Below are 24,337 nucleotides of genomic sequence, written 5' to 3' on the forward strand. Positions count from 1 at the left end.
CAAGCAGGCTCAGTTCGGGGGGGACCAGAAAACCGTGAGTTTGCCCACGCCGGGGCTCAGCGCGCCGTCGAACTGGATACGCGCGATTCCGCCCGGGGGCATGCCCCGATAGTCCTCGGAGCGACCTTCGACGAGGAACGCTACCAGTTGTTCGATGCCAGGATTGTGACCGACCAGGACCACTCTCTCGGCGTCCCAGTTCTTGTCCAGCACGTCGTAGAGCTCGCCGACGGTGGCGTCGTAGATCCGGTCTTCGTAATCGGGTTCCACCTGGCCCAGGGCGAGGGCGGCGGTTTCTTTGGTGCGTTCAGAGGGGGAGCAGAGGACGCGGTCGTAGCCGATCCGGTGTTCGGAAAGCCATTCGCCGGCGGCGCGGGCTTCGCTGCGGCCGTGTTCGGTCAGGCTTCGCTCGCGGTCGTCCTTGCCGTCTTTGCCGTGCGGGGTGGCTTCGGCGTGGCGTAACAGGATGAGTTCGTGCATGGGTACCGTCTCTCCGCAAGGCCACCTTCGGTGGCGTGATCGATGACGCGTCCCATCCGGCTCTAGGTACTGCGCTTGATCCAGCGCAGCAGTTTCGCCCAGTCGTCCTGGTGCCCGCGTACGTTTTCCGAGTGGTAGTCGAAGATGCCCTTACCGAGCGCCGTGAGCAAGACGTACGCTTGCGAGTCGCGAAGTTCCGCGACGACGGGAAAAGGGGCGCGCTCGCCCAGTTCGGCGAGTGCCGACTGGCTTGCGTTGGTCCACGGTTTGAGCCGGTTCCCCACCAGCCCCACGGGGAGCTTGCCGCGCTTCACCCGGCTGAACCCCTTGAGCACCTTCAGGAAGTCGAGCGTGGCGTCCAGGTCGAAGTGCGAGGGCAGCACGGGCACGATGATCACGTCCGCGCGCTCGAGGTACGGCTCGAGGTCTTTTTCGTCCACGCCGGCGGGCGTATCCACGATCACCCGCTCCACATCGCCGGGCAGGCGGTCGAAGGCGCGGCGGCTGCCCTCGATGGCGGTGATGGCGGGGGCGTTTTCCGGTCGTCGGCCGACCCAGCGCAGGCTGGAGTGCTGGCGATCCGCGTCGATCACGGCCGTCGGCTTTCCGGCCTGCGCCCAATGGGTTGCGAGCTGGGTCACCAGCGTGGTCTTTCCGCAACCGCCCTTGCTGCTTGCCACGAGCGTCGTAAGCATTCGCGCGCACCTGCCTTGGGAGAGCCCTAGCCTACACACCCCGGGAGCAAGCGGCCAAGTCCGCTCTTCAGAAAAGCTTGGCGCGCACCTTGGGCATCACGACCAGGATGAAGGTGGCGAGGGGGCCGAGGAACAGCGAAACGATCCACCAGATGAGACCACTGCGGTTTTTACCCTGGGCAAGACCGGCGTTGATCAGCGAGAGCGTGCCCCAGCCGACGAAGAAGACAGCGCGATCGCTGGCGAAGAGGACGAATTGGTCCACGGTAAGCTCCTGTTCTGTCGCAGGATTGGTTGGTTCGGTCGATCCAGGTCAACGGGTGGGACGTCCTTTCCCTTTCCGATATTAACCGAGCTCGCGACAGCCATGGCTGCTTTGTGGGCAGGAACGCCTGTTTCCCTCGAATGTCCTGCTTGTCGAAGAGCACGTTTTTGCGGCAGCCGTCGCGTATGTCCCGGCCGCACCGCCAGAACGGGTGCGGCCATGCGGTTGCCGGCCGTTACGCATCCCTATAGCCTGAGATCGGCCGAGATGTTCGGCCGCGATCATTTCAAGGATCGATACCCCCTAGGGACCGTTCGGGCCCGCTCGGGTTATCCAGGGAGAGGCTAATGAGGCTCCTGTCTGTTACACGTTTTTCATGCGCTGCCGGGTCTGCACTGCTGGCGTGCTGCTCCACGCTCTTGCCGGCTTCGTCATCCGCTTCGGCTGAGCAGCTGAAGACCAGACACCACGTGGAAGGGGCAACCGCCGGCCCTTGGCAGGATCGCGTGCGCACATTGTTTTACTGGACACCGGAGAGGATGAAGACAGCCGAACGATTGGACGGCGGCACCGTATCCATGCCTGCGGAGCCACCCATCACCCCCGGCGGCGATGAAAATGGCTATGCACCGGTTCCGTCACCGTACCAGGACGATCCGGTCGGCCGGATAACCGGCGAATTGTTCTTTCACGATCCCAACGGCAACAAGGACGGCCATTGCACCGCCAGTGTGGTGCGGTCGCGAAGCCGCAGCCTTCTGGTCACGGCGGCCCATTGCGTGGTTTCCGTTACGGGTCAATCTCCGATCGTCTGGCAGGAATACCCGCTCTTCGTTCCCGCCTACGACGGCACGCGCGGATTGTCTGATGAACAGCGCGCGCCGTTCGGCCTCTGGCCGGTCACGCGTGTCTATGTACCAGCTATTGCTGAGGTGAATCCATTTTATCTATTACGCGCGGAATACGATCTGGCGATTGCGGGTGTATTCGACCAGTTGGGCCGGCCCATCGAGGATGTAGTGGGTGAAGGATTTGTACCGCTCATCACGCACGACGCCGTGCTGTTTCCCAAAATGAGGGTCGTAGGCTATCCCGGTGCCGGTCCGTACTCGGGAGCGGAGCAGTATGGATGCGAAAGCACCACCGCCACGGGATCGGTCGGTGGCATCAGGCTTTCCAACTGTGGACTGGGGAGTGGCAACAGCGGAGGACCGGTGCTAGTAGCGGATGAGCGGCAACAGAGGGTGGCCGCCGTCGTGCATTCGCCCGTCGACCAGACCCGGCTTTTGGAATACACCTATCCTGCGCTCGAAGGACGGGCCAGCGATGAACACCGGCACCGATCCGCGACAGGAGCCTGCAGGGGCGGTCAGTGCCGGCAGAAGTAAAAGGCGAGGATCCGGGTCGAATGGCCCAGCTTCCGTTCATGGAAGAACCGTATCCTTGTCGCTTTATTTCACGGAGATGGCCCATGCGCGGACGCTGCATCGCAGTCCTGGCCCTGGCGAGCCTGCTGTCCCTGCCCGCCCTGGCCGACGGTCCGTGGCCCGGTGCCGCCAAGGGTGCGGGCAAGGGTCCGGTCGTACAGAAAGACCAGACCAGGGCGCTGCTGCAATTCCAGAAGGACCTTGCCAGCGTTCTCGCCCTGCGGACCGAGGCCGAGCCGCTGCTCGGCGCCACGTTGCTGGCCCGACCGCTGGCCAACCCTCCGGACGTGCTCACTTATCACTCCCTCCTGGAACGCGCGTCGCGGAATGCCGATGCCGGTCCACAGGTGGCTTGGGCGCGACTGGCCGATTGCGACACGAAGGGCGGCGCCTGCCCGAACGCAGACGCGCTGGCCCAGCTGGAGAAGCAGGCGCCGGACAACGCCGCGGTGTGGTTGCTGAAGCTGGGCATGGACGAACACGCGAACGCGAGCGATGCCGTCCGCGCCGACCTCGGCCGCGCCGCGAACGCAAAGCTGTACGACGATTACCTGGGCGCCAGCCTGAAGGCGCTGGCCAGGTCGGTAAGCCAGCTGCCGCCGCCGGCGGATACCTTCAATGCACTGCAGGGCGCCGGCGCAGCCGGGGTGCAGATGGTGATCGTGTTCGGGCTGGCCAGCGCGCAGCCAACCCCCGGCTTCCAGGCCACGGCGAAGTATTGCGAGGACAACAAGGCGGACGCCGCCGTCGTCGGCGACTGCCTGAAGCTGGCGAAAGTGTTGGAATGGGGCAGCAGCCCGCTGGGCCGTTCGCTTGGCCTGCACCTGCGCGAGACGCTGTCGCCTAACGACACCGACCAGGCCGATGCGAAGCACGCCCGTCTCAACCTGATCTGGCAGATGCAGCGCTTCGCCCAGCTCAACATCCAGGCCCAGGGCGACAAGGCCACGGCGCAGAAGCTGCTCGCCCTGGCCCGAAGCGGCGGCACGGAAATGAGCGTGATCCTGGCTTCGCTACGCGCTTATGGCATTCCGCCGGAAGCGCCGGCCGACTGGCAGCCGGCAACGGTCGAAAAATAAAAAAGGCGCCCCACGAGGGCGCCTTTCCGTAGGAGCGCGCCCTGCGCGCGACATCTGTTGAGGCCGTGACCCGGAGCTGGCGCGCCAGTTTCAGGACTGGCGCGAAAAGCTGTCGCGCGCAAGGCGCGCTCCTACAAGGTCGGTATCAGTCGCCCAGCTGCTCGCGCATGAACTCCGGCTGCGCCAGCGCGCCCTTGTGGACGTCGGCGTTGTAGTACTTCGTGGCGAAGTTCTTGCTGATGGCGCCGCGCTCGCGGAAGCCGGACAGATCGCCATCCTTGCGCGCCATGGTGCAGCTCCACCAGCCGGTGGGGTAGCACGGCTGCGGGAACGGCAGGGTGCGCACGGCCTTGAAGCCCGAGGTGCGCATGGCCGAACGCATGGCCTTGATCAGTTCGATGTGCGCCAGCGGCGACTCCGACTGCTGCACGAGGATGCCGCCATGGCGCAAGGCCTTGTAGCAGCTGCCGTAGAAGGCGGCGTTGAACAGGCCCTCGGCCGGACCGACCGGGTCGGTGGAGTCGACGATGATGAGATCGATCGATTCCGGCTCGGCTTCCGCCATGTACTTGATGCCATCGATGAAGAGCAGTTCGGCGCGCGGGTCGTTGTTGGCGTCGCACAGTTCCGGGAAGTACTGTTCGGCGAGACGGGTGACGCGCTCGTCGATCTCCACCTGGGTAGCCGTCTCCACTTCCTCATGCTTCAGCACTTCGCGAAGCGTGCCGCAGTCGCCGCCACCGATGATCACCACGCGCTTGGCGCGGGCGTGGGTGAACAGCGCCGGGTGGGTCATCATCTCGTGGTAGAGGAAATTGTCGCGGCCGGTGAGCATCACGCAGCCATCGATCACCATGAGGTTGCCCCAGTCGGTGGTCTGGTAGATCTCGATGGTCTGGAACGGCGTTTTCTCGGCGTGCAACAGGCGCTCGACGCGGAAACCGATGGAGGAACCCGAGGCCTGGTGGGCTTCGGTGAACCAGCTGAGCTGCTGCTGCGACATGACGCTTTCCTGGAAACGGGTAGGGGGCTAAACGGTGGATTGTACCGCCCTGGGCCAGAAAGCGGCCAAGTCCTTGGCCCGGTCGCAGGTAGGGGATGTCTGACAGATGGCCCGCCGATACCCTGATGTCATGAGGCACCGCTACAATAGGCGGTCTGCCGTCCGCCTGGCCGGAAACGCAGACCCCGTCTGGTCGGCCCCGCGGCGTGCGAGGCTCCCGGCCACCAGGCCCGCTTCAGGTCAAGGTTCGCCGCTGCGACTGTTCCGCGCCCCCTCCCGGGGACTCGACACAATCAATGGAGATCGTCACCCCCATGACGAACTGGACCACCGATCGCGCGAAGCTGACCTACGCGATTCCCCACTGGAGCAACGGCTACGTCGACGTGGCCGGCAATGGCCACCTGCTGATGCGTCCCCGCGGCGACGAGGGTCCCGCCCTCGACTTGCCGGCGATCGTGAAGCAGGCGACCGCCGAAGGCCTTCGCCTGCCCTTGCTCATCCGTTTTCCCGACATCCTGGCCGATCGCCTCGCCCACCTGCAGCGGGCGTTCGGCAAGGCCATCGAGGACGCCGGCTATGCCGGTTCCTACACCGCGATCTACCCGATCAAGGTGAACCAGCAGCGCGGCGTGGTCAGCGAACTGGTCGCCGCCGGCGAGGAAGGCTTCGGCCTCGAAGCCGGCTCCAAGCCGGAGCTGATGGCGGTGCTCGCCCACGCCCGGCCTGGAAGCATGGTGGTGTGCAACGGCTACAAGGACCGCGAATACGTCCGCCTGGCCCTCATCGGCCTCAAGCTCGGGCTGCGCGTGCACATCGTGATCGAGAAGCTGTCCGAGCTGGATCATGTCTTCGCCGAGGCGAAGGCGCTGGACGTCGAGCCGCTCCTGGGCGTGCGCGTGCGCCTGGCCTCGATCGGTGCCGGCAAGTGGCAGAACACCGGCGGCGACAAGGGCAAGTTCGGCCTCAGCCCTGGCCAGGTGCTGGAACTGATCGAGCGCCTTGATGCCGCGGGCCTCAAGCACACCCTGAGACTGCAGCACTTCCACATGGGCTCGCAGATCTCGAACGTGCGCGATATCGCGGCCGGCATGCGCGAGGCGGTGCGCTACTTCGTGGAACTGCACCGGCTGGGCGTGTCCATCGACGTGGTGGACGTGGGTGGCGGCCTCGGCGTGGACTACGAGGGCACGCGCTCGCGCAGCTACAACTCGATCAACTACAGCGTGGGGCAGTACGCCGCCAGCATCGTGCAGCCGCTGGCCGAGGCGGTCGCCGAGTACGGCATGAAGGCACCCATCATCTTCACCGAATCCGGCCGCGCGATGACCGCACACCATGCGGTGATGGTGGTGAACGTGAGCGAGGTGGAACCGGTACCCGAAGGCGCCATTCCGCCGGAGCGCGAGGGCGAGCCCACGGTGCTCCGCCACCTGCGCGACACGCACGCGGAGCTGGAGCATCGACCGCCGCTGGAGCTTTTCCACGAGGCCCAGCACCACTTCGCCGAAGGCCAGACGCTGTACGCGCTTGGCCAGCTCGACCTGCGCGACCGCGCACGGCTGGACGAGTTGTTCTACGCCATCGCAAACGCGGTGCGGCCGCGCCTTCTGCCGGCCGAGCGCGCACATCGCCAGGCGCTGGACGACCTCGACGAGAAGCTGGTCGACAAGTACTTCGTGAACTTCTCCGTGTTCGAGTCGGTGCCCGACATCTGGGCGATCGACCAGATCTTCCCCATCGTGCCCATCTCGCGCCTCGACGAGGAACCCTTGCGGCGTGGCGTGATCGCCGACCTCACCTGCGATTCCGACGGCCGCATCGATCATTACGTGGATGCCGAAGGCGTGGATGTGAGCCTGCCGTTGCACGAGTTGAAGGACGGCGAGTCTTATCGGCTCGGCATCTTCATGGTCGGTGCCTACCAGGAGACCCTGGGCGACATCCACAACCTGTTTGGCGATACCGACGCGGTGAACGTGCGCGCCACGGACGACGGCTATGAGTTCGCGCACATCCGTCGCGGCGACACCACCGACCTGATGCTCGACTACGTCGGTTACGACCTGAAGGCCCTGCGCCAGTCCTACAGCGACCGCCTCGCTGCCGCCGGTATCACCGGTGCCGAGGCAGAGACGCTGGCCGCGACGCTGGACAAGGGCCTCACGGGCTACACCTACCTCGCGGAAACCACGACATGAGCCTGAAGGCAGCTTTTATCGGACTCGGCGCCATGGGTGCTCCCATGGCCGGTCACCTCAAGACCAAGGGTTTGCTGACCGCCGTGGGCAACCGCAGTCAGGCGAAGGCCGATGCGCTCGCCGCCGAACTCGGCGTTGCCGCACCGGATACGGCCGGCATCGCCGCATCCTGCGATGTCATCGCGCTTTGCGTCAGTGCGGATGCGGATGTGATCGGCGTGGTCGAAGCGCTGGCGCCGTCACTGAAGAAGGGCACGATCGTCGTCGATCATTCCACCGTGGCACCGGCCACCGCGAAGAAAGCGGCGCAGATACTTGCCGAGGTGGGCGCGGATTTCCTCGATGCGCCGGTATCCGGTGGCGTCGAAGGTGCGAAGAACGGCAAGCTCTCGGTGATGGTGGGCGGCGATGCCGCGGTGGTCGAACGCGCCCGGACTGTGCTCGAGGCTTATGCCGCGCGGGTCACGCATATGGGTGGCGTGGGCAGCGGCCAGGCTACGAAGGCGGTGAACCAGGTGCTGGTCGCCGGCATCGCGCACGCGGTGACGGAAGGGCTGGCGCTTGGCGAAGCGCTCGGTCTGGAAGCGGAGCGCCTGCTCCCCACGCTGGCGGCCGGCGCGGCGGGCAACTGGTTCCTCGACAAGCGCGGCGCCACGATGTTGCGCAACGAGTTCTCGGTGGGCTTCAAGCTGGCCCTGTTGCACAAGGACCTGGGCATCGTCCGCAGTATCGCCAGCGACGCTGGCACCGACCGCACCATCATCGAACAATCGCTGGCCGACTTCGGCGAACTGATGTCGCGCGGCTACGGCGACGACGATATTTCGGCACTCATCCGCCTGAAGCGCCGTCCCTAATCGTTCGCACGAAGACGTTGTAGGAGCGCGCCCTGCGCGCGACATGTTTTTCGCGATGAGCAGCAGGCCCTGTTGCTCACGGCCTCAAAACATGTCGCGCGCAAGGCGCGCTCCTACATCAACCGCCTTCCTTTAGTGCGATCGCGCTGATCCCGGTCGATTGGAGGCGCTGTTTCGTGCTTTCCAGCTCGGTGGCCGACTTGAACGGGCCGAGGCGCACGCGGTTGTACGTCTGCGCACCGACCTTCACCGACTGCACGTTGGCGACGAAGCCCTGCAAGGCCAGCTTGGCCTTCAGTGCCTCGGCGTCGGCGGCGCTCGGGAACGCGCCTACCTGCAGCAGGTAACCAGAGGTACCCGAGGCGGCGGCAGGTGCCGGCTGCGCCGGAGCGGCGGTGACGGTCTGCGTGGTGGCCTTCGGCAGGTTGGCCGCGGCGGCGGTGGCCTGGGCCTGCTGCTGTTGCGCGGCGGCAGCCTGCTGCGCGGCCTGTTGCTGGGCCGTCTGCTGCTGCTTCTGCTGCGCCTCGGCGCTCGCCTGCGCGCGGATCTCCGCGTCGGGAATGCGGACTTCCTTCTCCGACAGCACCGAGTAGAAATCGTAGGACGGCTTCTTCGGTTTCTCGGCCTCGGCCTGGTCCACCACGCCCGGGTCGCTGCCCTTCTGCGCCGTGGCTTGCGGGTTGGGCTCGGGACCTTCGTGCTGGCGCATCATCGGCATCCAGGTGCCGCGCATCGCGAAGGCCATGAGGAGGACGCCGGCGAGGATGCCGATCAGCGCCCAGCTCCAGCCCGGCATGCCGCTCGAGCCATTGCGGACGGCCTGGCGGCCTTTGCCCTTCTTGCGTGTTGCCATTACATGCTCTCCGGGGCGGAAATGCCCAGCAGATCAAGACCGTTCTTCAACACCTGCTGCGTCGCGGCCACGAGGGCCAGGCGTGCGTCGCGCAGGTCGGCGTCGTCGACGATCCACTTGTGCTCGTGATAGTAACTGTGAAGCGCGCCCGCAAGTTCGCGCAGGTATTGCGCGATCAGGTGCGGTTCCAGATTGGCGGCGGCGGACTCCACCGTTTCGGGATACCGCGACAGTTCGACCATCAATACCGACTCGTGCACGGTGTCGAGGCGGTCGAGCTTGGCGAGGCCATTGCCACGGTCGGTGGACAGGCCGCGATCGGCCAGCTCGCGGAACACACGGCAAGCGCGAGCGTGCGCATACTGGATGTAGTAGACCGGGTTGTCGTTGCTCTGCGAGCGGGCCAGGTCGATGTCGAACACCAGCTGCGAATCGGTCTTGCGCGCGATGAGGAAATAACGCGTGGCATCGCGGCCGGCTTCGTCGATGAGATCGCGCAGGGTGACGTAGGAGCCGGCGCGCTTGGAGATCTTCACCTCTTCGCCGCCGCGCATCACCGTCACCATCTGGTGCAGCACGTATTCCGGCCAGTTCGGCGGAATGCCGGTATCGAGCGCCTGGAGGCCGGCCTTCACGCGAGCCAGCGAACCGTGGTGATCCGAACCCAACTCGGTGATGGCGCGCTCGTAGCCGCGCTGCCACTTCGTGCGGTGGTAGGCGACATCGGGCAAGAAGTAGGTATAGGTGCCGTCGGACTTGCGCATGACGCGGTCCTTGTCGTCACCGAAATCGGTGGAGCGCAACCACAATGCCCCGCCTTCCTGGTAGGTATGGCCTTGGGCGACGAGTTCGCCCACCGTTTCTTCCACCTTGCCCTCGGTGTAGAGCGAGGACTCGAGGTAGTACACGTCGAAGCCGACGCCAAAGGCCTTGAGGTCCAGATCCTGCTCGTGACGCAGGTAGGCCACGGCGAAGTGGCGCACGTCGTCGAGGTTGTCGGCATCGCCGCTGGCGACCACGGTTTCGCCGTCGGCCTCGACCGACTCCTTCGCGAGGAACGCACGAGCCACCTCGGCGATGTAATCGCCCCGGTAACCCGACTCCGGCCACCCGGCCTCGTCGGGTGCGATGCCCTTGGCCCGCGCCTGCGTGGAAAGTGCCAGGTTGGCGATCTGGACGCCGGCGTCGTTGTAGTAGAACTCGCGGGTCACCTTCCAGCCGGCGGCTTGGAGCAGGCGGCTCAGGCTATCGCCGATGGCGGCCGCGCGGCCGTGGCCCACATGGAGGGGGCCCGTAGGGTTCGCCGAGACGAACTCCACGCCCGCGGTGCGGCCCGCGCCATCGCGATTGTGGCCATAGCGGTCGCCTTCGCCCAAGGCGCGCTCGATTTCCGCGTGGAAGGCGGCCGGGGGAAGGAAGAAGTTGATGAAGCCGGGACCGGCGATCTCCACCTTGCCGACCAGCGGGGAGACCGGCAGGGCCTCCACCAGATCGGTGGCGATGTCGCGCGGCTTACGGCCGGCCACCTTGGCCATCATCATCGCGGCATTGGTGGCGAAATCGCCATGTTCGCGGCTGCGGGTCCGCTCGATCACGAACACGGGCGCCACGAAATCGGATGGCAGCTTGCCGGACTCGCGCATGATGCCAATGGCCTGCAATACCAGTTGTTTCAACTCTTGTTTCACGGGATGTGCGACGCGGCCATGGAACCGGCAATCCTATCAGATGGGGCCCGCCGGACATGCCCCACAGCATGTCCACAGGCTGTGGATAACTCTGTGGGCAAGAAAGGCCGCCGGCCGCGCCGGTCGCCGGGAGCGCCCGCTGACATCATGGCGTAACGAGTAATGATCAAATCGATCAATAAGTTACGGGCGTGACCTGCGCGGAAGCAAGAACTGTGACGCCCAAGTTCCAAATTTGGCCGATGTGCATAAGTCCACGGACTGGTGTACGCCCGGGCTGGTCACGGGGATTGCGGCAGCGCGTCATTCGGCTGTCATGGCCCCTTGTCATGATTCTCCACGTGCCCGGTGTCTCCCCGGCCAACGGCACGGCGGGTTACCTGCCCCTCCCTCGAAAGGTAACCCATGACGGCGCGAGCGGCACTCGCGCCGTCTTTCTTTTCTAGCCCTGGCCAAGCTGGCCGCGCTCGGCCAGGGATACCGGCTGGCCGTGCCCGATGATCAGGTGATCGAGGACGCGGATGTCCATCAGCGCGAGGGCGTCGACCAGCGTGCGTGTGATCTCCACGTCGGCGGCGCTGGGCTCGGCCACCCCCGAGGGATGGTTATGGGCGAGGATCACGGCGCTGGCGTGGTGGCGCAGGCAGGCCCGGACCACCTCGCGTGGATAGACACTTGCCCCGTCGATCGTGCCCCGGAACAGTTCCTCGTAGGCGAGCACGCGGTGCCGGGTGTCGAGGAAGAGGCACGCGAAGACCTCGTGACGCAGGTGGACCATGCGGGCACGAAGGTATTGCGCGCTGTCGCGGGGACTTTCGATGCGCGGCAGGTCGATCAGGCCTTCGCCCAGTGCGCGGCGCGCCAATTCCAGCGTGACGATCAGGCGGGCGCGTTTCACCGGCCCGAAGCCACTGACCGGCGGCATCTCTGCGGCCTCCGCCAGCAGGCGGCCGAGGCTGCCGGCGCGGGAGAGCAGGGCGCGCCCGGTGGCGACCGCATCGCTGCCGGCGCTTCCGCTGCCGAGAAGCACGGCGAGGAGTTCGGCATCGGACAGCGCGGCGGCGCCATGGGCGTAGAGGCGCTCGCGGGGGCGCTCGTGAGCGGCCCAGCTGCGGATGGGCTGTGAACGGTACGCCGGAGTCGCGACGGGCATTTCGCGAATGGCGGACGGATCGTCGGACCCGGACTTCATTTTCCCTACCTCATGTCGATGCCGCACGCGGCGCGCGGCGCAGGCTACAAGTTAGGGTTGGCGCGGGTGCGTGGCGATAGAACAATTCTGAAAAACGGGCCCGGAGTGCCCGGATGGAATCCGTTAAGCTAACGATCCACCCGAAGAGTGTCGTTCCGTCATGAGTCTTCGCCAGCGTCGCATCCTCATTGGCGTTACCGGAGGTATCGCCGCTTACAAGATCTGCGAGCTCGTGCGACGCCTGCGCGACCTCGAGGCCGACGTGCGCGTGGTCATGACCGAAGGGGCCACCCATTTCGTCACGCCCACCACCTTTCAGGCACTGTCCGGACAACCGGTGCGCGTGAGCCTCTGGGACGAGCAGGGCGAGGCCGCCATGGGTCACATCGAGCTGGCCCGGTGGGCCGAGCGCGTGCTGATCGCGCCCGCCAGCGCCGACACCATCGCGCGACTGGCCCATGGCTTCGCCGACGATCTCCTCTCCACCGTGGTGCTCGCCACCGCCGCGCCGATCTACGTCGCGCCGGCGATGAACCAGCAGATGTGGGCGAGCCTCGCCGTGCAGGCAAATGTCGGCACGCTGCGGGTTCGCGGCATCGGCGTGCTCGGCCCCGCGGACGGCGACCAGGCGTGCGGCGACATCGGCTCGGGGCGGATGCTGGAGCCGCACGAACTGCGCGACATCCTTGTCGCCTCGTTCGGCGACCAGACCCTGCGCGGACGCCGGGTCGTGGTCAGCGCCGGACCCACCTACGAAGATATCGATCCCGTGCGTTTTATCGGCAATCGCAGTTCCGGCCGCATGGGCTTCGCCGTGGCCGCGGCCGCGCGCGATGCCGGGGCCGACGTAACGCTCGTCGCCGGTCCGGTCGCCCTGCCGACGCCACCGGGCGTGCGCCGCGTGGACGTGCGCAGCGCCCGGCAGATGCACGATGCCGTGCTCCACGCCGCACGGGGTGCCGACATCTACATCGGTGCCGCGGCGGTTGGCGACTACCGTCCGAGCGAGAGGGCGGAGCACAAGCTGAAGAAGACGGCCAGCGCGCCGCTTCACCTCGAACTCACCGAGAACCCTGACATCATCGCCTCGCTGGCGGCCGGCACGGAGCACCCGTACCTGGTCGGCTTCGCGGCGGAAACGCGCGACCTCGCCAGCTACGCCGGCGAGAAGCTGCGCCGGAAGGGCATCGACATGATCGCGGCCAACGAAGTCGGCGACGGCAAGGGGTTCGAAGTGGCGGACAACGCATTGCACCTCTACTGGCCCGGCGGCCAGGAGACGCTGCCCGAGATGCCGAAGACGGAACTGGCCCGCCAGCTCGTCGCGCGCATCGCGGAACGATTCCTCTCCGGATCCGGAACCACCCCTTGATCGATATCGAACTGAAGATCCTCGACCCACGGCTGGGCGACAGCATCCCCCTGCCGGAGCCCGCCACGGCAGGCAGCGCCGGCATGGACCTGCGCGCCGCGGTGGATGCCCCCGTGGTCCTGGCCCCCGGCGAAAGCGTGCTGGTACCGAGCGGCATGGCGATTCATATCGGCGATCCGGCATGGTGCGCCCTGATCGTTCCGCGTTCCGGCCTGGGCCATAAGCAAGGGTTGGTGATGGGTAACCTGGTGGGCGTGATCGACGCGGACTACCAGGGTCCGTTGATGATTTCCTGCTGGAACCGTGGAAACGCGAACGTGACCATCGCGCCGGGCGACCGGATTGCGCAATTATTGCTGGTACCGGTAGGTCGGGCGCGCTTGCGCGTCGTCGACGGGTTCACGCCTTCGCTGCGGGGCGAAGGGGGATTCGGTTCCACCGGTGTAGTCTGATTCTCCGGGGACACAAGGGGCACCATGGCTCGGAATGAGGGAGGGGCAAGGCGCTTGCCCGGCATCGATCTGCGACGGTTGCTGCCCCTGGCGGGTGCGACGCTGCTGGTCGTCGCCGGAGCGTTCTGCGCGTGGCAGGCCTGGCTGATCGCCGACGAAGGCGGCGCGGCCGAACGGACGCGCGCGGCGCAACGGCAAGCGGTGAGGGAACTTGGCGAACTTGTCGCGGCGAAGCGCGAGGCGCTGCATCGCGCGCTGGCCGGCAGTGGCCTGGTGGAAACGATCGACGATCACGAGGCCACGGCCATTCGATTGCGCGGGACCTTGCCCGCGGTGCGGGCCGTGGAGGTCTACAGCGGCGGGCTCGACGAAGTCGTGCGGGCGAACTACCGCGAGTTCGGTTACGCGAAGGCGGCGCAACTGATGGCCGCCCTTGGCAGCGAGGGGTCTCCGCCCGCTTCCACCTCCATGGACCACGGCGAGCGCCGGCTCACCATGGTCGAGCCGGTCACGAGCGGCGGAGGGGTGCGCGCCTGGATCTGGCTGGAGTATCCCTTCGACGATCTGGCGCATCGCTTCGAGGCCGTCTCGCCTGGCGGCGGACGCGTCGAACTGCGCCAGGGCGGCGGACGCGACAGTCTTGCCTTGCTCTCCCACGGTTCGCGTTCCGCCGACCTGGAGGCCGAAGGCCAGCAGGTGACCGGCACGACCCTCTATGTGTTCGCGGCGATGCCGCGGGCCTTCATCGTCATCCCCCACTCGGAGGCATTGGCCATCCTGCTTGCCCTCGTGGGCCTGGCCGGTGGCGCCTTCCTTCTGTGGTCGATGCGCCGGGAGCCCGTGGCACTGCCGGAGCCCGCCCCGGAAGAAGACGTGCTCGTCGCCGATGTCGTGCGTAAGCCGCGGCTCCCTCCCGCGATGTCTACCTCGGCACCGGCACCGGCACCCGCTTCGCCGCCGGGCGAAGCGGAGGCGGTCGATCCTTCGATCTTCCGCGCGTACGACATTCGCGGCGTGGCGGGTTCGGCACTGACCGCCGGCGTGGCCCATCGCATCGGCCAGGCCATCGGTGCGCGCATGCTCGAGCACGACCTGCGCGAGATCGTGGTCGGCCGCGACGGCCGGCTCTCGGGCCCGGAGCTTGCCGGCGCGCTGTCCGACGGCTTGCGTGCCGCTGGAATCGACGTGATCGACCTCGGCATGGTGCCGACGCCGCTGGTGTATTTCGCCGCGTACCACTTCGGCACGGGTTGCGGCGTTTCGGTTACCGGAAGCCACAACCCGCCGGACCACAACGGCTTCAAGATCGTGGTGGGCGGCGAAACGCTTGCCGAGGACGCCATCGCCGACCTGCACCGGCGCATCGTCGAAGGCCGCCTGCCGGCGGATGGCGGCGGGACCTGGCGCGAGCAGCCCATCGTCGATGCTTACGTGGGGCGCATCGCCGGCGACGTGGCCGCGGAACGACGGCTCAAGGTGGTCGTGGATGCAGGCAATGGCGTGGCCGGCGCGGTCGCGCCACGCGTGCTCGAGGACATCGGCTGCGAAGTGATTCCGCTGTACTGCGACGTCGATGGCCGCTTCCCTAACCATCACCCTGATCCGTCCGATCCGCACAACCTGGCCGACCTGATCGCCGCGGTGAACACGATCGGTGCCGATCTCGGCGTCGCCTTCGATGGAGACGGCGACCGCCTCGGGGTGGTCACGCAAACCGGCGAGATCATTTACCCCGACCGCCTGCTGATGCTGTTCGCTCAGGATGTGCTGGCACGCAATCCGGGCGCCACGGTGATTTACGACGTGAAGTGCACCGGCCACCTGCGTCCCGTGATCCAGGAAGCCGCCGGTGTGCCGCTGATGTGGCGCACCGGGCACTCGCTGATCAAGGCGAAGATGCGCGAGACCGGCGCGGCACTGGCAGGCGAGATGAGCGGACATTTCTTCTTCGCCGACAACAATCGCTGGTACGGCTTCGACGATGGCATCTATGCCGCCGCGCGCCTTCTCGAGATCGTGGCTGGCGACCCGGAAGAGCGTACCGTCGCCGAGCTTTTTGACCATCTGCCGAAGAGCGTCTCGACCCCTGAATTGCGATTGCCGATGGCGGAAGGTTCGCATTTCCGGTTCATGGAGGCGTTCCGCGCCTCGGCGACCTTCGACGATGCGCGCATCACCACTATCGATGGCATCCGCGTGGACTGGAACGATGGCTGGGGCCTTGTGCGGGCATCGAATACCTCGCCGGCCCTGATCTTCCGCTTCGACGCCGATAGCAGCCGCGCACTGGAGCGGATCAAGCAGACGTTCCGCCAGCGCCTTCTGGCGGTGGACAGGAACCTGCCGCTGCCGTTCTAGGCGGCCAAAGTGGTAGCTCCTATGTAGGAGCGCGCCCTGCGCGCGACATGTTCTGAGGCCGCGCACTGGAGCTGGCGCGCGAACGGCCCGGCAGGGGCGAAAATCTGCCGCGCGCAAGGCGCGCTCCCACAGGGGCTCCGCGTCAGCGCCCCGGGTTCGCCGTGTCGGCCGCTTTCAGCTCGCGGTAATGGCGCAGCTGCGCTTCCGTACCCACCCGTGCCGCTTCCTTCGCATCCTGCTGGCGCTGCAGCGTGGCGCGTAATGCAGCCACGGTATTGCGCTGGTCGGTAATGCGATCGGTGAGGTACTTCGGAACCGGTTGCTTGGCGCGCTCGAGGTCGCCGGCGCGGTTGAGCAGGTCGGCCAGGGCCTTTTCCTGGCCCTGGAGGTTGAGCCGGGTAGTTCGCGCCGCCTGCTCGAAGTTGTCCAGCTCGGCGTTCTTGGCCGCGGTGAAGTCGGCCTCGGTGGGATACGCATTGAGCACCTGCGCATCCTCGCGCTGCTTCTGCTGCCTTGCCTGGTCGGCGGCCGCCTTCTGGTCGGCAATCCTCTTCGCCGCCGCGCGCTCGTCCGCCGTCAGCTGGCGGTCGACGTGGTGCACCACCGTGCCCTGGGCGTTGACCACGTCATAACCAGCCTTCATCGCTTCGGACGTGAGGCTGTCGCTGAAATAAGATTGCCCCGACGGGTCCTTCCAGCGATAGCGGTAGGCGTTGTTGTTCGTCGGATTCTTCTGGGCGAATGCGGCCGTGCCGATGCACAGGGCCGCCCCCGCCAGGATGTAACGCGCTGCTCGCATGCTGTCCCCTCCTGTGGGCGGAGTATAGCCAGCACAGGTGCACGGATTGTGCCCGGCCGGCAAGCGGCGTCGGGCACGTGACGCAGTCGCCGTTTTCCTCAGGCCTTTACGCCGTACTGCTCGCGGTAGGCGAGGAGGCGACCGTGCTCGGGGGCGAGTTCGGGCCGTTCCCCCGCGTAGGAGAGCACATCGGCAAGGCTGGCGATGGCGATGACGGGGATGCCGAATTGTGCCGACACCTCCTGCGCCGCCGAACGCTCGCCCTGGCCGCGTTCCTGGCGGTCGAGCGCGATCAGCACGCCGGCCGGTTCCGCGCCCTGGGCGCGGATGAGTTCCAGCGACTCGCGCACGGCCGTGCCGGCGGTCATCACGTCGTCCACGATCAGCACGCGGCCGCGAAGGGGCGCGCCCACCAGCGTGCCGCCTTCGCCGTGATCCTTCGCTTCCTTGCGGTTATAGGCCCAGGGGACATCGCGCCCCTCATTGTCCGCGAGCGCGATAGCGGTGGCCGCGGCAAGGGCGATGCCCTTGTAGGCAGGGCCGAAGAGCATGTCGAAGGGCACGCCCGAGCGCGTGGCCGCGGCGGCATAGGAGCGGCCCAGGCGGGCCAGCGCCGCACCCGAATCGATCCGGCCCATATTGAAGAAGTAAGGGCTGCTGCGACCGGATTTCAGCGTGAACTCGCCAAAGCGGAGGACGTCGCGGGCGAGGGTGAGTTCGATGAATTCGCGCTGGTAATCGTGCACGGGGGATCTCTCAGGGGCCGATGTGGGACGAAGGGGGCGGGCAGCTCGCGCGGGCCCGGCATGGCCGCCATGGTACAACCCGTTATCATGGCCGGATCGCCGAATGTCCCATCAAGGTCCCATGCGCATCATTTCCCTGAACGCCAACGGTATCCGCTCCGCCGCCACCAAGGGCGTGTTCGAATGGCTACGCAAGCAGGATGCCGACGTCGTCTGCCTGCAGGAAACCAAGTCGCAGGAAGTGCAACTGACCGATCCGATGTTCCGCCCGGACGGACATCACTGCTTCTATCACGACGCGCGCAGCAAGAAGGGCTACAGCGGCGTGGCGATCTACTCGAAGCGCGAGCCCGACGAGGTGCGCGTGTCGCTGGGCCGCGAGGACTTCGACTGCGAGGGCCGCTACATCGAAGCGCGCTACGGCAATCTAAGCGTGGTGTCGTTCTATATCCCATCGGGATCGTCCGGCGACGAACGCCAGCAGTACAAGTTCCGCATCATGGAATGGCTGACGCCGATCCTGCGCGAGTGGGCCGCCAGCGGGCGCGATTACGTGCTGTGCGGCGATTGGAACATCGTGCACACGAAGAACGACATCAAGAACTGGACCTCGAACCAGAAGAACTCCGGCTGCCTGCCGGAAGAACGGGCGTGGCTGGACCTCCTGTTCAAGGAGATCGGCTGGGTGGACAGTTTCCGCGCCATCAAGCCCGAGGCCGTGGAATACACCTGGTGGTCGAACCGTGGCCAGGCGCGCGCAAACAACGTGGGATGGCGGATCGACTACCAGATCGTCACCCCGGGCCTGCGCGACCGCTTGCGCGGTTGCTCGATCTACCGCGACGAGCGGTTCTCCGACCACGCTCCCTTTACCGTGGACTACGCCGAGTAACCAGATGACCGGGGCTGTACGTTACAAAGGCCTGCGCGGCGTATTCGCCGCGTTCGCCCAGCCGGGCGCCGTGACCATGCTCTTCTTCGGCCTGGCCTCCGGCCTGCCATTCCTGCTGGTGGGCAACACGCTGTCCGCGTGGCTGAAGGAAGCCGGCGTGGATTACGGTGCCATTGGCATCGCCAGCTACGTCACCTTCGCCTACAACTTCAAGTTCCTCTGGGCGCCCCTGGTCGACAAGTTCCGGCTGCCACTGTTCGGACGCCTCGGGTTGCGCCGTGGCTGGCTCATGTTCGCGCTGGTCCTGCTGGGCGCCGGCTTGCTGGGCATGGCGGCGATGCCGCCCGAAGTCTCGCTTGCGCGCTTCATGGCGGTGACCTTCGTCGCCGCACTCGCCGGTGCCACCATCGACATCGTGGTGGACGCGTACCGCGTGGAGATCGCGCCGCAGGAGGCGCAGGGCGCGCTTGCCGCCACCTACACGCTGGGTTATCGCCTGGGGCTCATCGCCGGTGGTGCGGGCATCCTCGTCGTTGCCGACATCTTCGGCTGGCAGGGGGGCTACGTTGCCATCTGCGCGCTCTTGGCGATTCCGGTGATCGCCGTGCTGGTGGCGCGCGAACCGGAACACCGGGTGCGCGAGCGTGTGCCGCTGGGCCAGGCGGTGCAGGAAGGCTTCATCCGGCCCTTCCAGGACTTCCTCTCGCGGTATGGCCTCGCACTGGCACTGGGGCTGCTCCTCTTCGTCGCTCTGTTTCGCCTTCCCGACCAGATGCTGGGCGTGATGGCATATCCGTTCTACCTCGATGCGGGCTTTACCAAGATCCAGATCGCCGAGGTCTCGAAGGGTTATGGCGTGATCGTCGGCATCGTGGGCGCGCTGCTCGGCGGCTGGGCGGTGATCCGCTTCGAGATGCGCCGGCTGTTGGTGGTCTCCGCCCTCGGCGTGGCTTTGTCCAACATGCTCTACCTGATCATGGCGACCAACCCGGGGCAGACCTGGGCCTTCGTCGCGACGCTCTCCGGGGACAACTTCGCGCAGGGTTTTGCCGGACCGGTGCTGGTCGCCTTCATGTCGGGACTGGTCAACCGCAGCTTTACCGCCACGCAGTACGCGCTGCTGAGCGCGCTGGCAAACTTGCCGGGCAAGTTGCTCGGCGGCTTCTCGGGCTTCCTGGTCAAGGAAGCGGGCTACCCTTCGCTGTTCGTGCTCAGCACGGTATCCATCGTGCCAACCCTGGTCGTGCTGGCGCTGCTGTGGCGCCGCATGCCCCGGCCTGTGGACTCGCTCACGGATTGAACGATGGGAAGGGTCTTAGGCCGGACGGATGATCTTCGCAACGTGCCAAAACTGTGTAAGATCGCCGCCACAGGGGGCATGCGCGAGGAGGTCACGCACGTGCCAGATATCGTGGTGAGACACATCGACGAGCAGATGGCAGAGCGGATCAAGACGCTCGCTCGCGAACGCCGCTGGTCGATCAATGAGGTAATCCTGCACGCGTTGCGCTACGGGCTCGGCTTGAGTCCGGGCGACGTGTTCAACGAGCTTTTGCTCGAACCCGGCGACATCGCACACCTCACGGGTGCGTGGGATGCCGAGGAGCAGGCCGCTTTCCAGGAGGCGCTCTCAGCCCTGGCCCAGGCCTCGCCTTCGACGCTGGCCGACGCCGCGCTGCGTCCCGCGAAGACCTCCGAATCGTGCTGAAGGAAGCGGTCAGAGCGATCGTGACCCTGGCCCTTTTGCCTGACTCCTTTTTTCAGGCAGGCGTTACGTCCGAGGCGCGGCGTACACAGCGCCAAGCAACCTCGATCCGCTGGCGCCGGTAACCGCCGGAAGATTGCCCGGCTCGCCACGAAGCCTGCGATAGGCGAGCCACGCGAAAGCCATCGCTTCCATCATGTCCGGATCGATCCCGAAGGCCCCGCTGGCATGCAGCGGCCGTCCTTCGAGACGCACGGCGATCGCGTCCATCAATGCCTTGTTATGCACGCCGCCGCCGCAGGCGACGACGTCGGTGGCGTCCGCCGCATACTGCTCGATCGCATCGACGACGGACACCGCGCCAAGGGCTAGCAGGGTGGCCTGCACGTCTTCCGGGGCCAGCGCCGCCACGCGCGGGTGGGCATCCAGCCACGCGAGATGGAAGTGTTCGCGCCCGGTGCTCTTTGGCGGCGACAACGCGAAATAAGCGTCGGCGAGCAGTTCGGCGAGGAGGGTGGGATCCACCCGGCCCGATGCCGCGAACAAGCCATCGCGATCGAACGGCTGGCCGCGGTGGCGCAAGCACCATGCGTCCATGAGTCCATTGGCCGGACCCGTATCGAATCCCGTGACGCCGCCGTCGGGCGCAAGCCGGGTGACGTTGGCGATGCCGCCAAGGTTGAGTACCACGCGCGATCCCTGCTCAGGGCGCAATACCGTGGCATGGAATGCGGGTACCAGCGGAGCGCCCTGGCCGCCCGCGGCGATGTCGGGGCGGCGGAAGTCGGCGACGGTATCGACGCCAGTGCGCTCGGCGATCACCGAGGGGTCGCCGATCTGCAGGGTGAAAGGAAACTCGCCCGTGGGCCGGTGTCGGATGGTCTGCCCGTGCGAACCGAGAGCCGTCACCTCGTTGGCCGCGACGCCCGCCCGGTCGAGTACCGCACGTGCGGCATCGGCGAAGGCGAGCCCGACGGCAACGTCCAGCCGTCCATACGCATCGAGGTCGAGGCGAAGCTCATCCTGCGCCACGGCGAGGATCCTGCCGCGCAGGATTTCATCCCAGGGATGCGTGAGGCCAGCCACGAGGCCGGGGCGCCCATCGGTGAAGCGAACCAGCGCGGCATCGATACCGTCCGCGCTGGTGCCGGAAATGAGGCCGAGGTAAAGGCCGTCCCTGGTGACGGTCACGCTCAGTCGTTGCCGGCCGGGCCGGCGTCGTTCCGGGCAAGCTTCATGTTGCTTTCCACGCGGTTGAGGCGGGCGAGCTGCGGGCCGACCACTTCCTTCTTGAACTTCGCCAGCTGCGCGGCGGGCAGCGGCTCCGGCTTCGGCAGCGTGACCGTCTGCGGGTCGCGCTGCACGTTGTTGACGCGGAATTCGTAGTGCAGGTGCGGTCCGGTGGCGAGGCCGGTCATGCCGACGTAGCCGATGGTGCTGCCCTGGCTGACGCGCTGGCCGACGCGCAGGTTGGCGAAGCGCGACATATGGCCGTAAGCGGTACTGATCGTTGCGTTGTGCTGGATGACCACGAAATTGCCGTAGCCGTTCATCCAGCCGCGGAACTTCACCACGCCGTCGCCCGCCGCATGGATCGGCGTGCCTGTGGGCGCCGCATAGTCCACGCCCTTGTGCGCGCGCATCTTGCCGAGGATCGGATGCATGCGGCCGGCGCTGAACTGCGACGAGATGCGCGTGAAGTCGACCGGAATGCGCAGGAACGAGCCAGTGAGCGGACGGCCTTCTTCGCTGAAGTAGCTGACCTTGCCGTCGGTGTTCTTGAAACGGTATGCGGTGTAGCGCTTGCCCTGGTTCACGAACTCGGCGGCGACGATGTCGCCCTCGCGAAGGAAGGCGCCGTCGCTATAGACGTCGTCGTACACGACGGTGAAGTTGTCGCCGACGCGCAGGTCCTGCACGAAGTCGATGTCGAACTTGAACACCTCGGCGAGCTTCAGCACCATCGCGTTACTCATGCCGGCCTTCGAGGCGGCGCCGAACAGCGAGCTGTCGATCTCGCCATGGGCGATGTGCTCGCGGCGCTGCACGTCACGCTGCTGCACGGTGAGCTGCGGGGAGGCGCCGTCGAGGCGCATCGTTGCGATGCTGGCTTCGTCCTGGTCGAAACGCACGCCCTTCAGCACGTGGTCGCCGCTGACGAGGAACTGGAATTCCTGGCCCGGGTTGATCCGGTGAAACACTTTCGTGCCGCCCGCGCCGTCGATGACATGCTGCAGGTCGGTCATCGAGAGTCCCTGGGCGAGGAAGATGTCGGCGAGGGTCTGGCCGGGCTGCACCTGTACCGTCTGCCAGTCCTCGACGGGCCTGAGCGGGTTCGTGCTGGCGGGGTCGATACGGGGTACGGCGAGCGGAACCACCGCGTGCACCGTCGGGGTCGCGGTGACGAGGGACTGCTTCTTCATCGCGCCGGCCCAGGCGGGGATCACCAGCGCGGAAAGGATGACGAGGAGGAAGGCGGTACCGGCGAGGATCCAGCGCTCGCGGGTCCAGCTCAGGGGCTCGGACGAGGCGTTACGACTGAAGGACCAGTGGGCGCGGGCATCGTAGAAGTGCGAATGACGGCGCTGCGCCTTGCGCCGGATGGCCTGCTTGCGGGCGCTGTGCGCGCCTCTGTTCTGATCACTCATTGTCTTTCTTGTACCCGCTCGCCCCGTGTTGTCGCTTACCATAACGGCCCTGTGCAAAGGCCGTCAACGCCTTTCCCATCAAGGCTTTGCATCGCATCTTGCGGTTAACGCACAATTAACCGACACGGCCTCTTCACAACCATTCGTGAAGGTCGAAGATCCTACCCATAGAGAGAACGCATGAACGAGCTGGAGCACGCCCTGGCCTCGATCGCCCGCGGGGCCGACGAGATCATCAAGAAGGAAGACCTCGAGGCGCGCCTCAAGCTCGGCCGGCCGTTGCGCATCAAGGCGGGCTTCGATCCGACCGCTCCCGACCTGCACCTGGGTCATACGGTATTGCTCAACAAAATGCGCCAGTTCCAGGACCTCGGCCACCAGGTCATCTTCCTGATCGGCGACTTCACCGGGATGATCGGCGACCCGACGGGCAAGAACGTGACCCGCAAGCCGCTCACCCGGGAGGACGTGCTGGCCAACGCGGAAACCTACGCCGAGCAGGTCTACAAGGTGCTCGACCGCGAAAAAACCGAGCTCCGTTTCAATGCCGAGTGGTTCGGCAAGATGGGCGCGGCCGACATGATCCGCCTCGCCGCGCAGCATACGGTGGCGCGCATGCTCGAACGCGACGACTTCGCCAAGCGCTACAAGGGCGAGCAACCCATCGCCATCCACGAATTCCTCTATCCGCTCGTGCAGGGCTACGATTCCGTGGCCCTCGAGGCCGACGTCGAGCTCGGCGGTACCGATCAGAAGTTCAACCTGCTGATGGGCCGCGCCCTTCAGGAACACCATGGCCAGGCGCCGCAGATCGTGCTGACCATGCCCCTGCTGGAGGGACTGGACGGCATCAACAAGATGTCCAAGTCGCTTGGCAATTACATCGGCATCAACGAGCCGGCCATCGACATCGTCACCAAGACGATGAAGATCGGGGACGAGCTGATGTGGCGATGGTTCGAGTTGCTGAGCTTCGAGGTCGCGCTGGACGAGCTCGCGCGCATGAAGGTGGACATCGCCTCCGGGGCACTGAATCCCCGCGACGCCAAGCTGCGCCTGGCCCGCGAGCTGGCAGCGCGCTTCCACGACGCGGCCTCGGCGGAGCAGGCCATTGCCGGCTGGCACGCGGTGGTGCGCGGGGAAGGCGATACCTCGCTCCTGCCCCTGACCGATATCCCGGCGCCGCCTGAAGGCTTCCGTCTGGCGTCGCTACTGACCGCCGCCGGCGTCACGCCAAGCAACTCCGAGGCGAACCGAAAGCTCAAGGAGCGCGCGGTGCGTATCGACGGCGAGGTGGTGGAAGACGCAGCGCGCGTCTTCGCGGCCGGTTTCGAGGGCGTGCTCCAGGTGGGCAAGCGAAACTTTGCTCGCATCCGGCTGATTTAACATGAGTTTCAAAAAAAGTTCACAAAAGGTCTTGCGGCGTTCCTAGGAATCCGTATTATTCGCCCTCCCGCAGCGGCCCACGTCGAATGACGAACGCTACGGCAGCTGTATCGCCCCCGTCGGCGGCTTCGAAAAAAGATTCTCGAAGGTGTTGACGGACAGGAAAAACGATATAGAATGGGCGGCTCACCTCGGGACGAAATGTTCAGAGGGCGACAGCGAAAGGTGTCGCAAGTGAT

Annotated in this window: 22 protein-coding genes; 11 read left to right on the top strand and 11 right to left on the bottom strand. The window is 66.2% G+C overall.

Going from position 1 to position 24,337, the window contains the following annotated elements:
- Positions 1-9: 9 nt before the first annotated feature.
- The 3 genes from VGM71_RS17490 to VGM71_RS17500 form a co-directional block, all read right to left on the bottom strand.
- Positions 10-480 carry a histidine phosphatase family protein gene (locus tag VGM71_RS17490; RefSeq protein ID WP_331547541.1) on the bottom strand — a complete coding sequence of 157 codons (471 nt, stop codon included), beginning with the start codon at positions 478-480 and terminating at the stop codon, positions 10-12.
- 62 nt (positions 481-542) lie between these two features.
- On the bottom strand, positions 543-1,175 hold the full coding sequence (locus tag VGM71_RS17495; protein WP_331547543.1) for a ParA family protein: 633 nt from the start codon (positions 1,173-1,175) through the stop codon (positions 543-545).
- 67 nt (positions 1,176-1,242) lie between these two features.
- Positions 1,243-1,440 carry an antitermination protein NusB gene (locus tag VGM71_RS17500; protein WP_331547545.1) on the bottom strand — a complete coding sequence of 66 codons (198 nt, stop codon included), beginning with the start codon at positions 1,438-1,440 and terminating at the stop codon, positions 1,243-1,245.
- Between the two features lie 539 nt (positions 1,441-1,979).
- On the opposite strand from VGM71_RS17500, the gene VGM71_RS17505 reads away from it, so the two are divergent.
- Positions 1,980-2,828, top strand: a complete 849-nt coding sequence (locus tag VGM71_RS17505) for a hypothetical protein (RefSeq protein ID WP_331547547.1) — start codon at positions 1,980-1,982, stop codon at positions 2,826-2,828.
- A gap of 83 nt (positions 2,829-2,911) precedes the next feature.
- Complete coding sequence (locus VGM71_RS17510) at positions 2,912-3,946, top strand: hypothetical protein (protein WP_331547549.1); 1,035 nt, start codon at positions 2,912-2,914, stop codon at positions 3,944-3,946.
- A 145-nt stretch (positions 3,947-4,091) separates the two neighbouring features.
- Here VGM71_RS17510 and speE read toward each other — a convergent pair whose 3' ends face one another.
- A complete protein-coding gene (gene speE, locus VGM71_RS17515) occupies positions 4,092-4,949 on the bottom strand; it encodes a polyamine aminopropyltransferase (RefSeq protein WP_331547551.1) in 858 nt (285 codons plus the stop codon).
- A gap of 314 nt (positions 4,950-5,263) precedes the next feature.
- Here speE and speA point away from each other — a divergent pair, with 314 nt between their 5' ends.
- The gene (speA, locus tag VGM71_RS17520) at positions 5,264-7,150 is read left to right on the top strand and encodes an arginine decarboxylase (protein WP_331547553.1); all 1,887 of its coding nucleotides are present in this window, start codon (positions 5,264-5,266) and stop codon (positions 7,148-7,150) included.
- Positions 7,147-8,007, top strand: a complete 861-nt coding sequence (locus VGM71_RS17525; RefSeq protein ID WP_331547555.1) for an NAD(P)-dependent oxidoreductase — start codon at positions 7,147-7,149, stop codon at positions 8,005-8,007. The genes speA and VGM71_RS17525 overlap by 4 nt, the downstream gene beginning before the upstream one ends.
- A gap of 118 nt (positions 8,008-8,125) precedes the next feature.
- Here the strand turns inward: VGM71_RS17525 and VGM71_RS17530 are convergent, their stop codons facing one another.
- The 3 genes from VGM71_RS17530 to radC form a co-directional block, all read right to left on the bottom strand.
- Positions 8,126-8,860 carry an SPOR domain-containing protein gene (locus VGM71_RS17530; protein WP_331547557.1) on the bottom strand — a complete coding sequence of 245 codons (735 nt, stop codon included), beginning with the start codon at positions 8,858-8,860 and terminating at the stop codon, positions 8,126-8,128.
- Positions 8,860-10,548, bottom strand: coding sequence for an arginine--tRNA ligase (gene argS, locus VGM71_RS17535; RefSeq protein ID WP_331547559.1), 1,689 nt, complete (start codon positions 10,546-10,548; stop codon positions 8,860-8,862). The genes VGM71_RS17530 and argS overlap by 1 nt, the downstream gene beginning before the upstream one ends.
- Positions 10,549-10,990: 442 nt before the next feature.
- Complete coding sequence (radC, locus tag VGM71_RS17540) at positions 10,991-11,701, bottom strand: RadC family protein (RefSeq protein WP_331547592.1); 711 nt, start codon at positions 11,699-11,701, stop codon at positions 10,991-10,993.
- Between the two features lie 199 nt (positions 11,702-11,900).
- On the opposite strand from radC, the gene coaBC reads away from it, so the two are divergent.
- The 3 genes from coaBC to VGM71_RS17555 are packed head-to-tail and all read left to right on the top strand — an operon-like array spanning position 11,901 to position 15,922.
- Positions 11,901-13,112 carry a bifunctional phosphopantothenoylcysteine decarboxylase/phosphopantothenate--cysteine ligase CoaBC gene (gene coaBC / locus VGM71_RS17545; RefSeq protein WP_331547561.1) on the top strand — a complete coding sequence of 404 codons (1,212 nt, stop codon included), beginning with the start codon at positions 11,901-11,903 and terminating at the stop codon, positions 13,110-13,112.
- The gene (gene dut / locus VGM71_RS17550) at positions 13,109-13,564 is read left to right on the top strand and encodes a dUTP diphosphatase (protein ID WP_331547563.1); all 456 of its coding nucleotides are present in this window, start codon (positions 13,109-13,111) and stop codon (positions 13,562-13,564) included. The genes coaBC and dut overlap by 4 nt, the downstream gene beginning before the upstream one ends.
- Positions 13,565-13,618: 54 nt before the next feature.
- Entirely contained in the window at positions 13,619-15,922 is a 2,304-nt protein-coding gene (locus tag VGM71_RS17555; protein WP_414675162.1) for a phosphomannomutase/phosphoglucomutase, read from the top strand.
- Between the two features lie 142 nt (positions 15,923-16,064).
- Here VGM71_RS17555 and VGM71_RS17560 read toward each other — a convergent pair whose 3' ends face one another.
- Positions 16,065-16,721, bottom strand: coding sequence for a DUF4124 domain-containing protein (locus VGM71_RS17560; RefSeq protein ID WP_331547567.1), 657 nt, complete (start codon positions 16,719-16,721; stop codon positions 16,065-16,067).
- Positions 16,722-16,819: 98 nt separating this feature from the next.
- Positions 16,820-17,467, bottom strand: coding sequence for an orotate phosphoribosyltransferase (gene pyrE / locus VGM71_RS17565; protein ID WP_331547569.1), 648 nt, complete (start codon positions 17,465-17,467; stop codon positions 16,820-16,822).
- A 121-nt stretch (positions 17,468-17,588) separates the two neighbouring features.
- Here pyrE and VGM71_RS17570 point away from each other — a divergent pair, with 121 nt between their 5' ends.
- The 3 genes from VGM71_RS17570 to VGM71_RS17580 all read left to right on the top strand — a co-directional run bounded on the left by VGM71_RS17570 (position 17,589) and on the right by VGM71_RS17580 (position 20,067).
- Positions 17,589-18,359, top strand: coding sequence for an exodeoxyribonuclease III (locus VGM71_RS17570; RefSeq protein WP_331547571.1), 771 nt, complete (start codon positions 17,589-17,591; stop codon positions 18,357-18,359).
- A 4-nt stretch (positions 18,360-18,363) separates the two neighbouring features.
- The gene (locus VGM71_RS17575; RefSeq protein ID WP_331547573.1) at positions 18,364-19,659 is read left to right on the top strand and encodes an AmpG family muropeptide MFS transporter; all 1,296 of its coding nucleotides are present in this window, start codon (positions 18,364-18,366) and stop codon (positions 19,657-19,659) included.
- 78 nt (positions 19,660-19,737) lie between these two features.
- Positions 19,738-20,067 carry a hypothetical protein gene (locus VGM71_RS17580; RefSeq protein ID WP_331547575.1) on the top strand — a complete coding sequence of 110 codons (330 nt, stop codon included), beginning with the start codon at positions 19,738-19,740 and terminating at the stop codon, positions 20,065-20,067.
- 63 nt (positions 20,068-20,130) lie between these two features.
- Here the strand turns inward: VGM71_RS17580 and VGM71_RS17585 are convergent, their stop codons facing one another.
- Both VGM71_RS17585 and VGM71_RS17590 read right to left on the bottom strand, forming a co-directional pair.
- A complete protein-coding gene (locus tag VGM71_RS17585; RefSeq protein ID WP_331547577.1) occupies positions 20,131-21,255 on the bottom strand; it encodes an anhydro-N-acetylmuramic acid kinase in 1,125 nt (374 codons plus the stop codon).
- A 2-nt stretch (positions 21,256-21,257) separates the two neighbouring features.
- A complete protein-coding gene (locus VGM71_RS17590; protein WP_331547579.1) occupies positions 21,258-22,712 on the bottom strand; it encodes an OapA family protein in 1,455 nt (484 codons plus the stop codon).
- 180 nt (positions 22,713-22,892) lie between these two features.
- On the opposite strand from VGM71_RS17590, the gene tyrS reads away from it, so the two are divergent.
- A complete protein-coding gene (gene tyrS, locus VGM71_RS17595; RefSeq protein WP_331547581.1) occupies positions 22,893-24,098 on the top strand; it encodes a tyrosine--tRNA ligase in 1,206 nt (401 codons plus the stop codon).
- The last annotated feature ends 239 nt before the right edge of the window (positions 24,099-24,337 follow it).

The sequence above is a fragment of the Luteibacter sp. genome, from assembly GCF_036499525.1.
GTDB lineage: Bacteria > Pseudomonadota > Gammaproteobacteria > Xanthomonadales > Rhodanobacteraceae > Luteibacter.

What these genes read in the sequence shown, in the direction of transcription:
- VGM71_RS17510 (WP_331547549.1), top strand. Translation starts at nt 2,912, where the DNA reads ATGCGCGGACGCTGCATCGCAGTCCTGGCCCTGGCGAGCCTGCTGTCC.
- VGM71_RS17560 (WP_331547567.1), bottom strand. Translation starts at nt 16,721, where the DNA reads ATGCGAGCAGCGCGTTACATCCTGGCGGGGGCGGCCCTGTGCATCGGC.
- speE (WP_331547551.1), bottom strand. Translation starts at nt 4,949, where the DNA reads ATGTCGCAGCAGCAGCTCAGCTGGTTCACCGAAGCCCACCAGGCCTCG.
- VGM71_RS17495 (WP_331547543.1), bottom strand. Translation starts at nt 1,175, where the DNA reads ATGCTTACGACGCTCGTGGCAAGCAGCAAGGGCGGTTGCGGAAAGACC.
- VGM71_RS17590 (WP_331547579.1), bottom strand. Translation starts at nt 22,712, where the DNA reads ATGAGTGATCAGAACAGAGGCGCGCACAGCGCCCGCAAGCAGGCCATC.
- coaBC (WP_331547561.1), top strand. Translation starts at nt 11,901, where the DNA reads ATGAGTCTTCGCCAGCGTCGCATCCTCATTGGCGTTACCGGAGGTATC.
- tyrS (WP_331547581.1), top strand. Translation starts at nt 22,893, where the DNA reads ATGAACGAGCTGGAGCACGCCCTGGCCTCGATCGCCCGCGGGGCCGAC.
- VGM71_RS17575 (WP_331547573.1), top strand. Translation starts at nt 18,364, where the DNA reads ATGACCGGGGCTGTACGTTACAAAGGCCTGCGCGGCGTATTCGCCGCG.
- VGM71_RS17490 (WP_331547541.1), bottom strand. Translation starts at nt 480, where the DNA reads ATGCACGAACTCATCCTGTTACGCCACGCCGAAGCCACCCCGCACGGC.
- VGM71_RS17530 (WP_331547557.1), bottom strand. Translation starts at nt 8,860, where the DNA reads ATGGCAACACGCAAGAAGGGCAAAGGCCGCCAGGCCGTCCGCAATGGC.
- VGM71_RS17505 (WP_331547547.1), top strand. Translation starts at nt 1,980, where the DNA reads ATGAAGACAGCCGAACGATTGGACGGCGGCACCGTATCCATGCCTGCG.
- VGM71_RS17580 (WP_331547575.1), top strand. Translation starts at nt 19,738, where the DNA reads ATGCGCGAGGAGGTCACGCACGTGCCAGATATCGTGGTGAGACACATC.
- VGM71_RS17570 (WP_331547571.1), top strand. Translation starts at nt 17,589, where the DNA reads ATGCGCATCATTTCCCTGAACGCCAACGGTATCCGCTCCGCCGCCACC.
- VGM71_RS17525 (WP_331547555.1), top strand. Translation starts at nt 7,147, where the DNA reads ATGAGCCTGAAGGCAGCTTTTATCGGACTCGGCGCCATGGGTGCTCCC.
- speA (WP_331547553.1), top strand. Translation starts at nt 5,264, where the DNA reads ATGACGAACTGGACCACCGATCGCGCGAAGCTGACCTACGCGATTCCC.
- radC (WP_331547592.1), bottom strand. Translation starts at nt 11,701, where the DNA reads ATGCCCGTCGCGACTCCGGCGTACCGTTCACAGCCCATCCGCAGCTGG.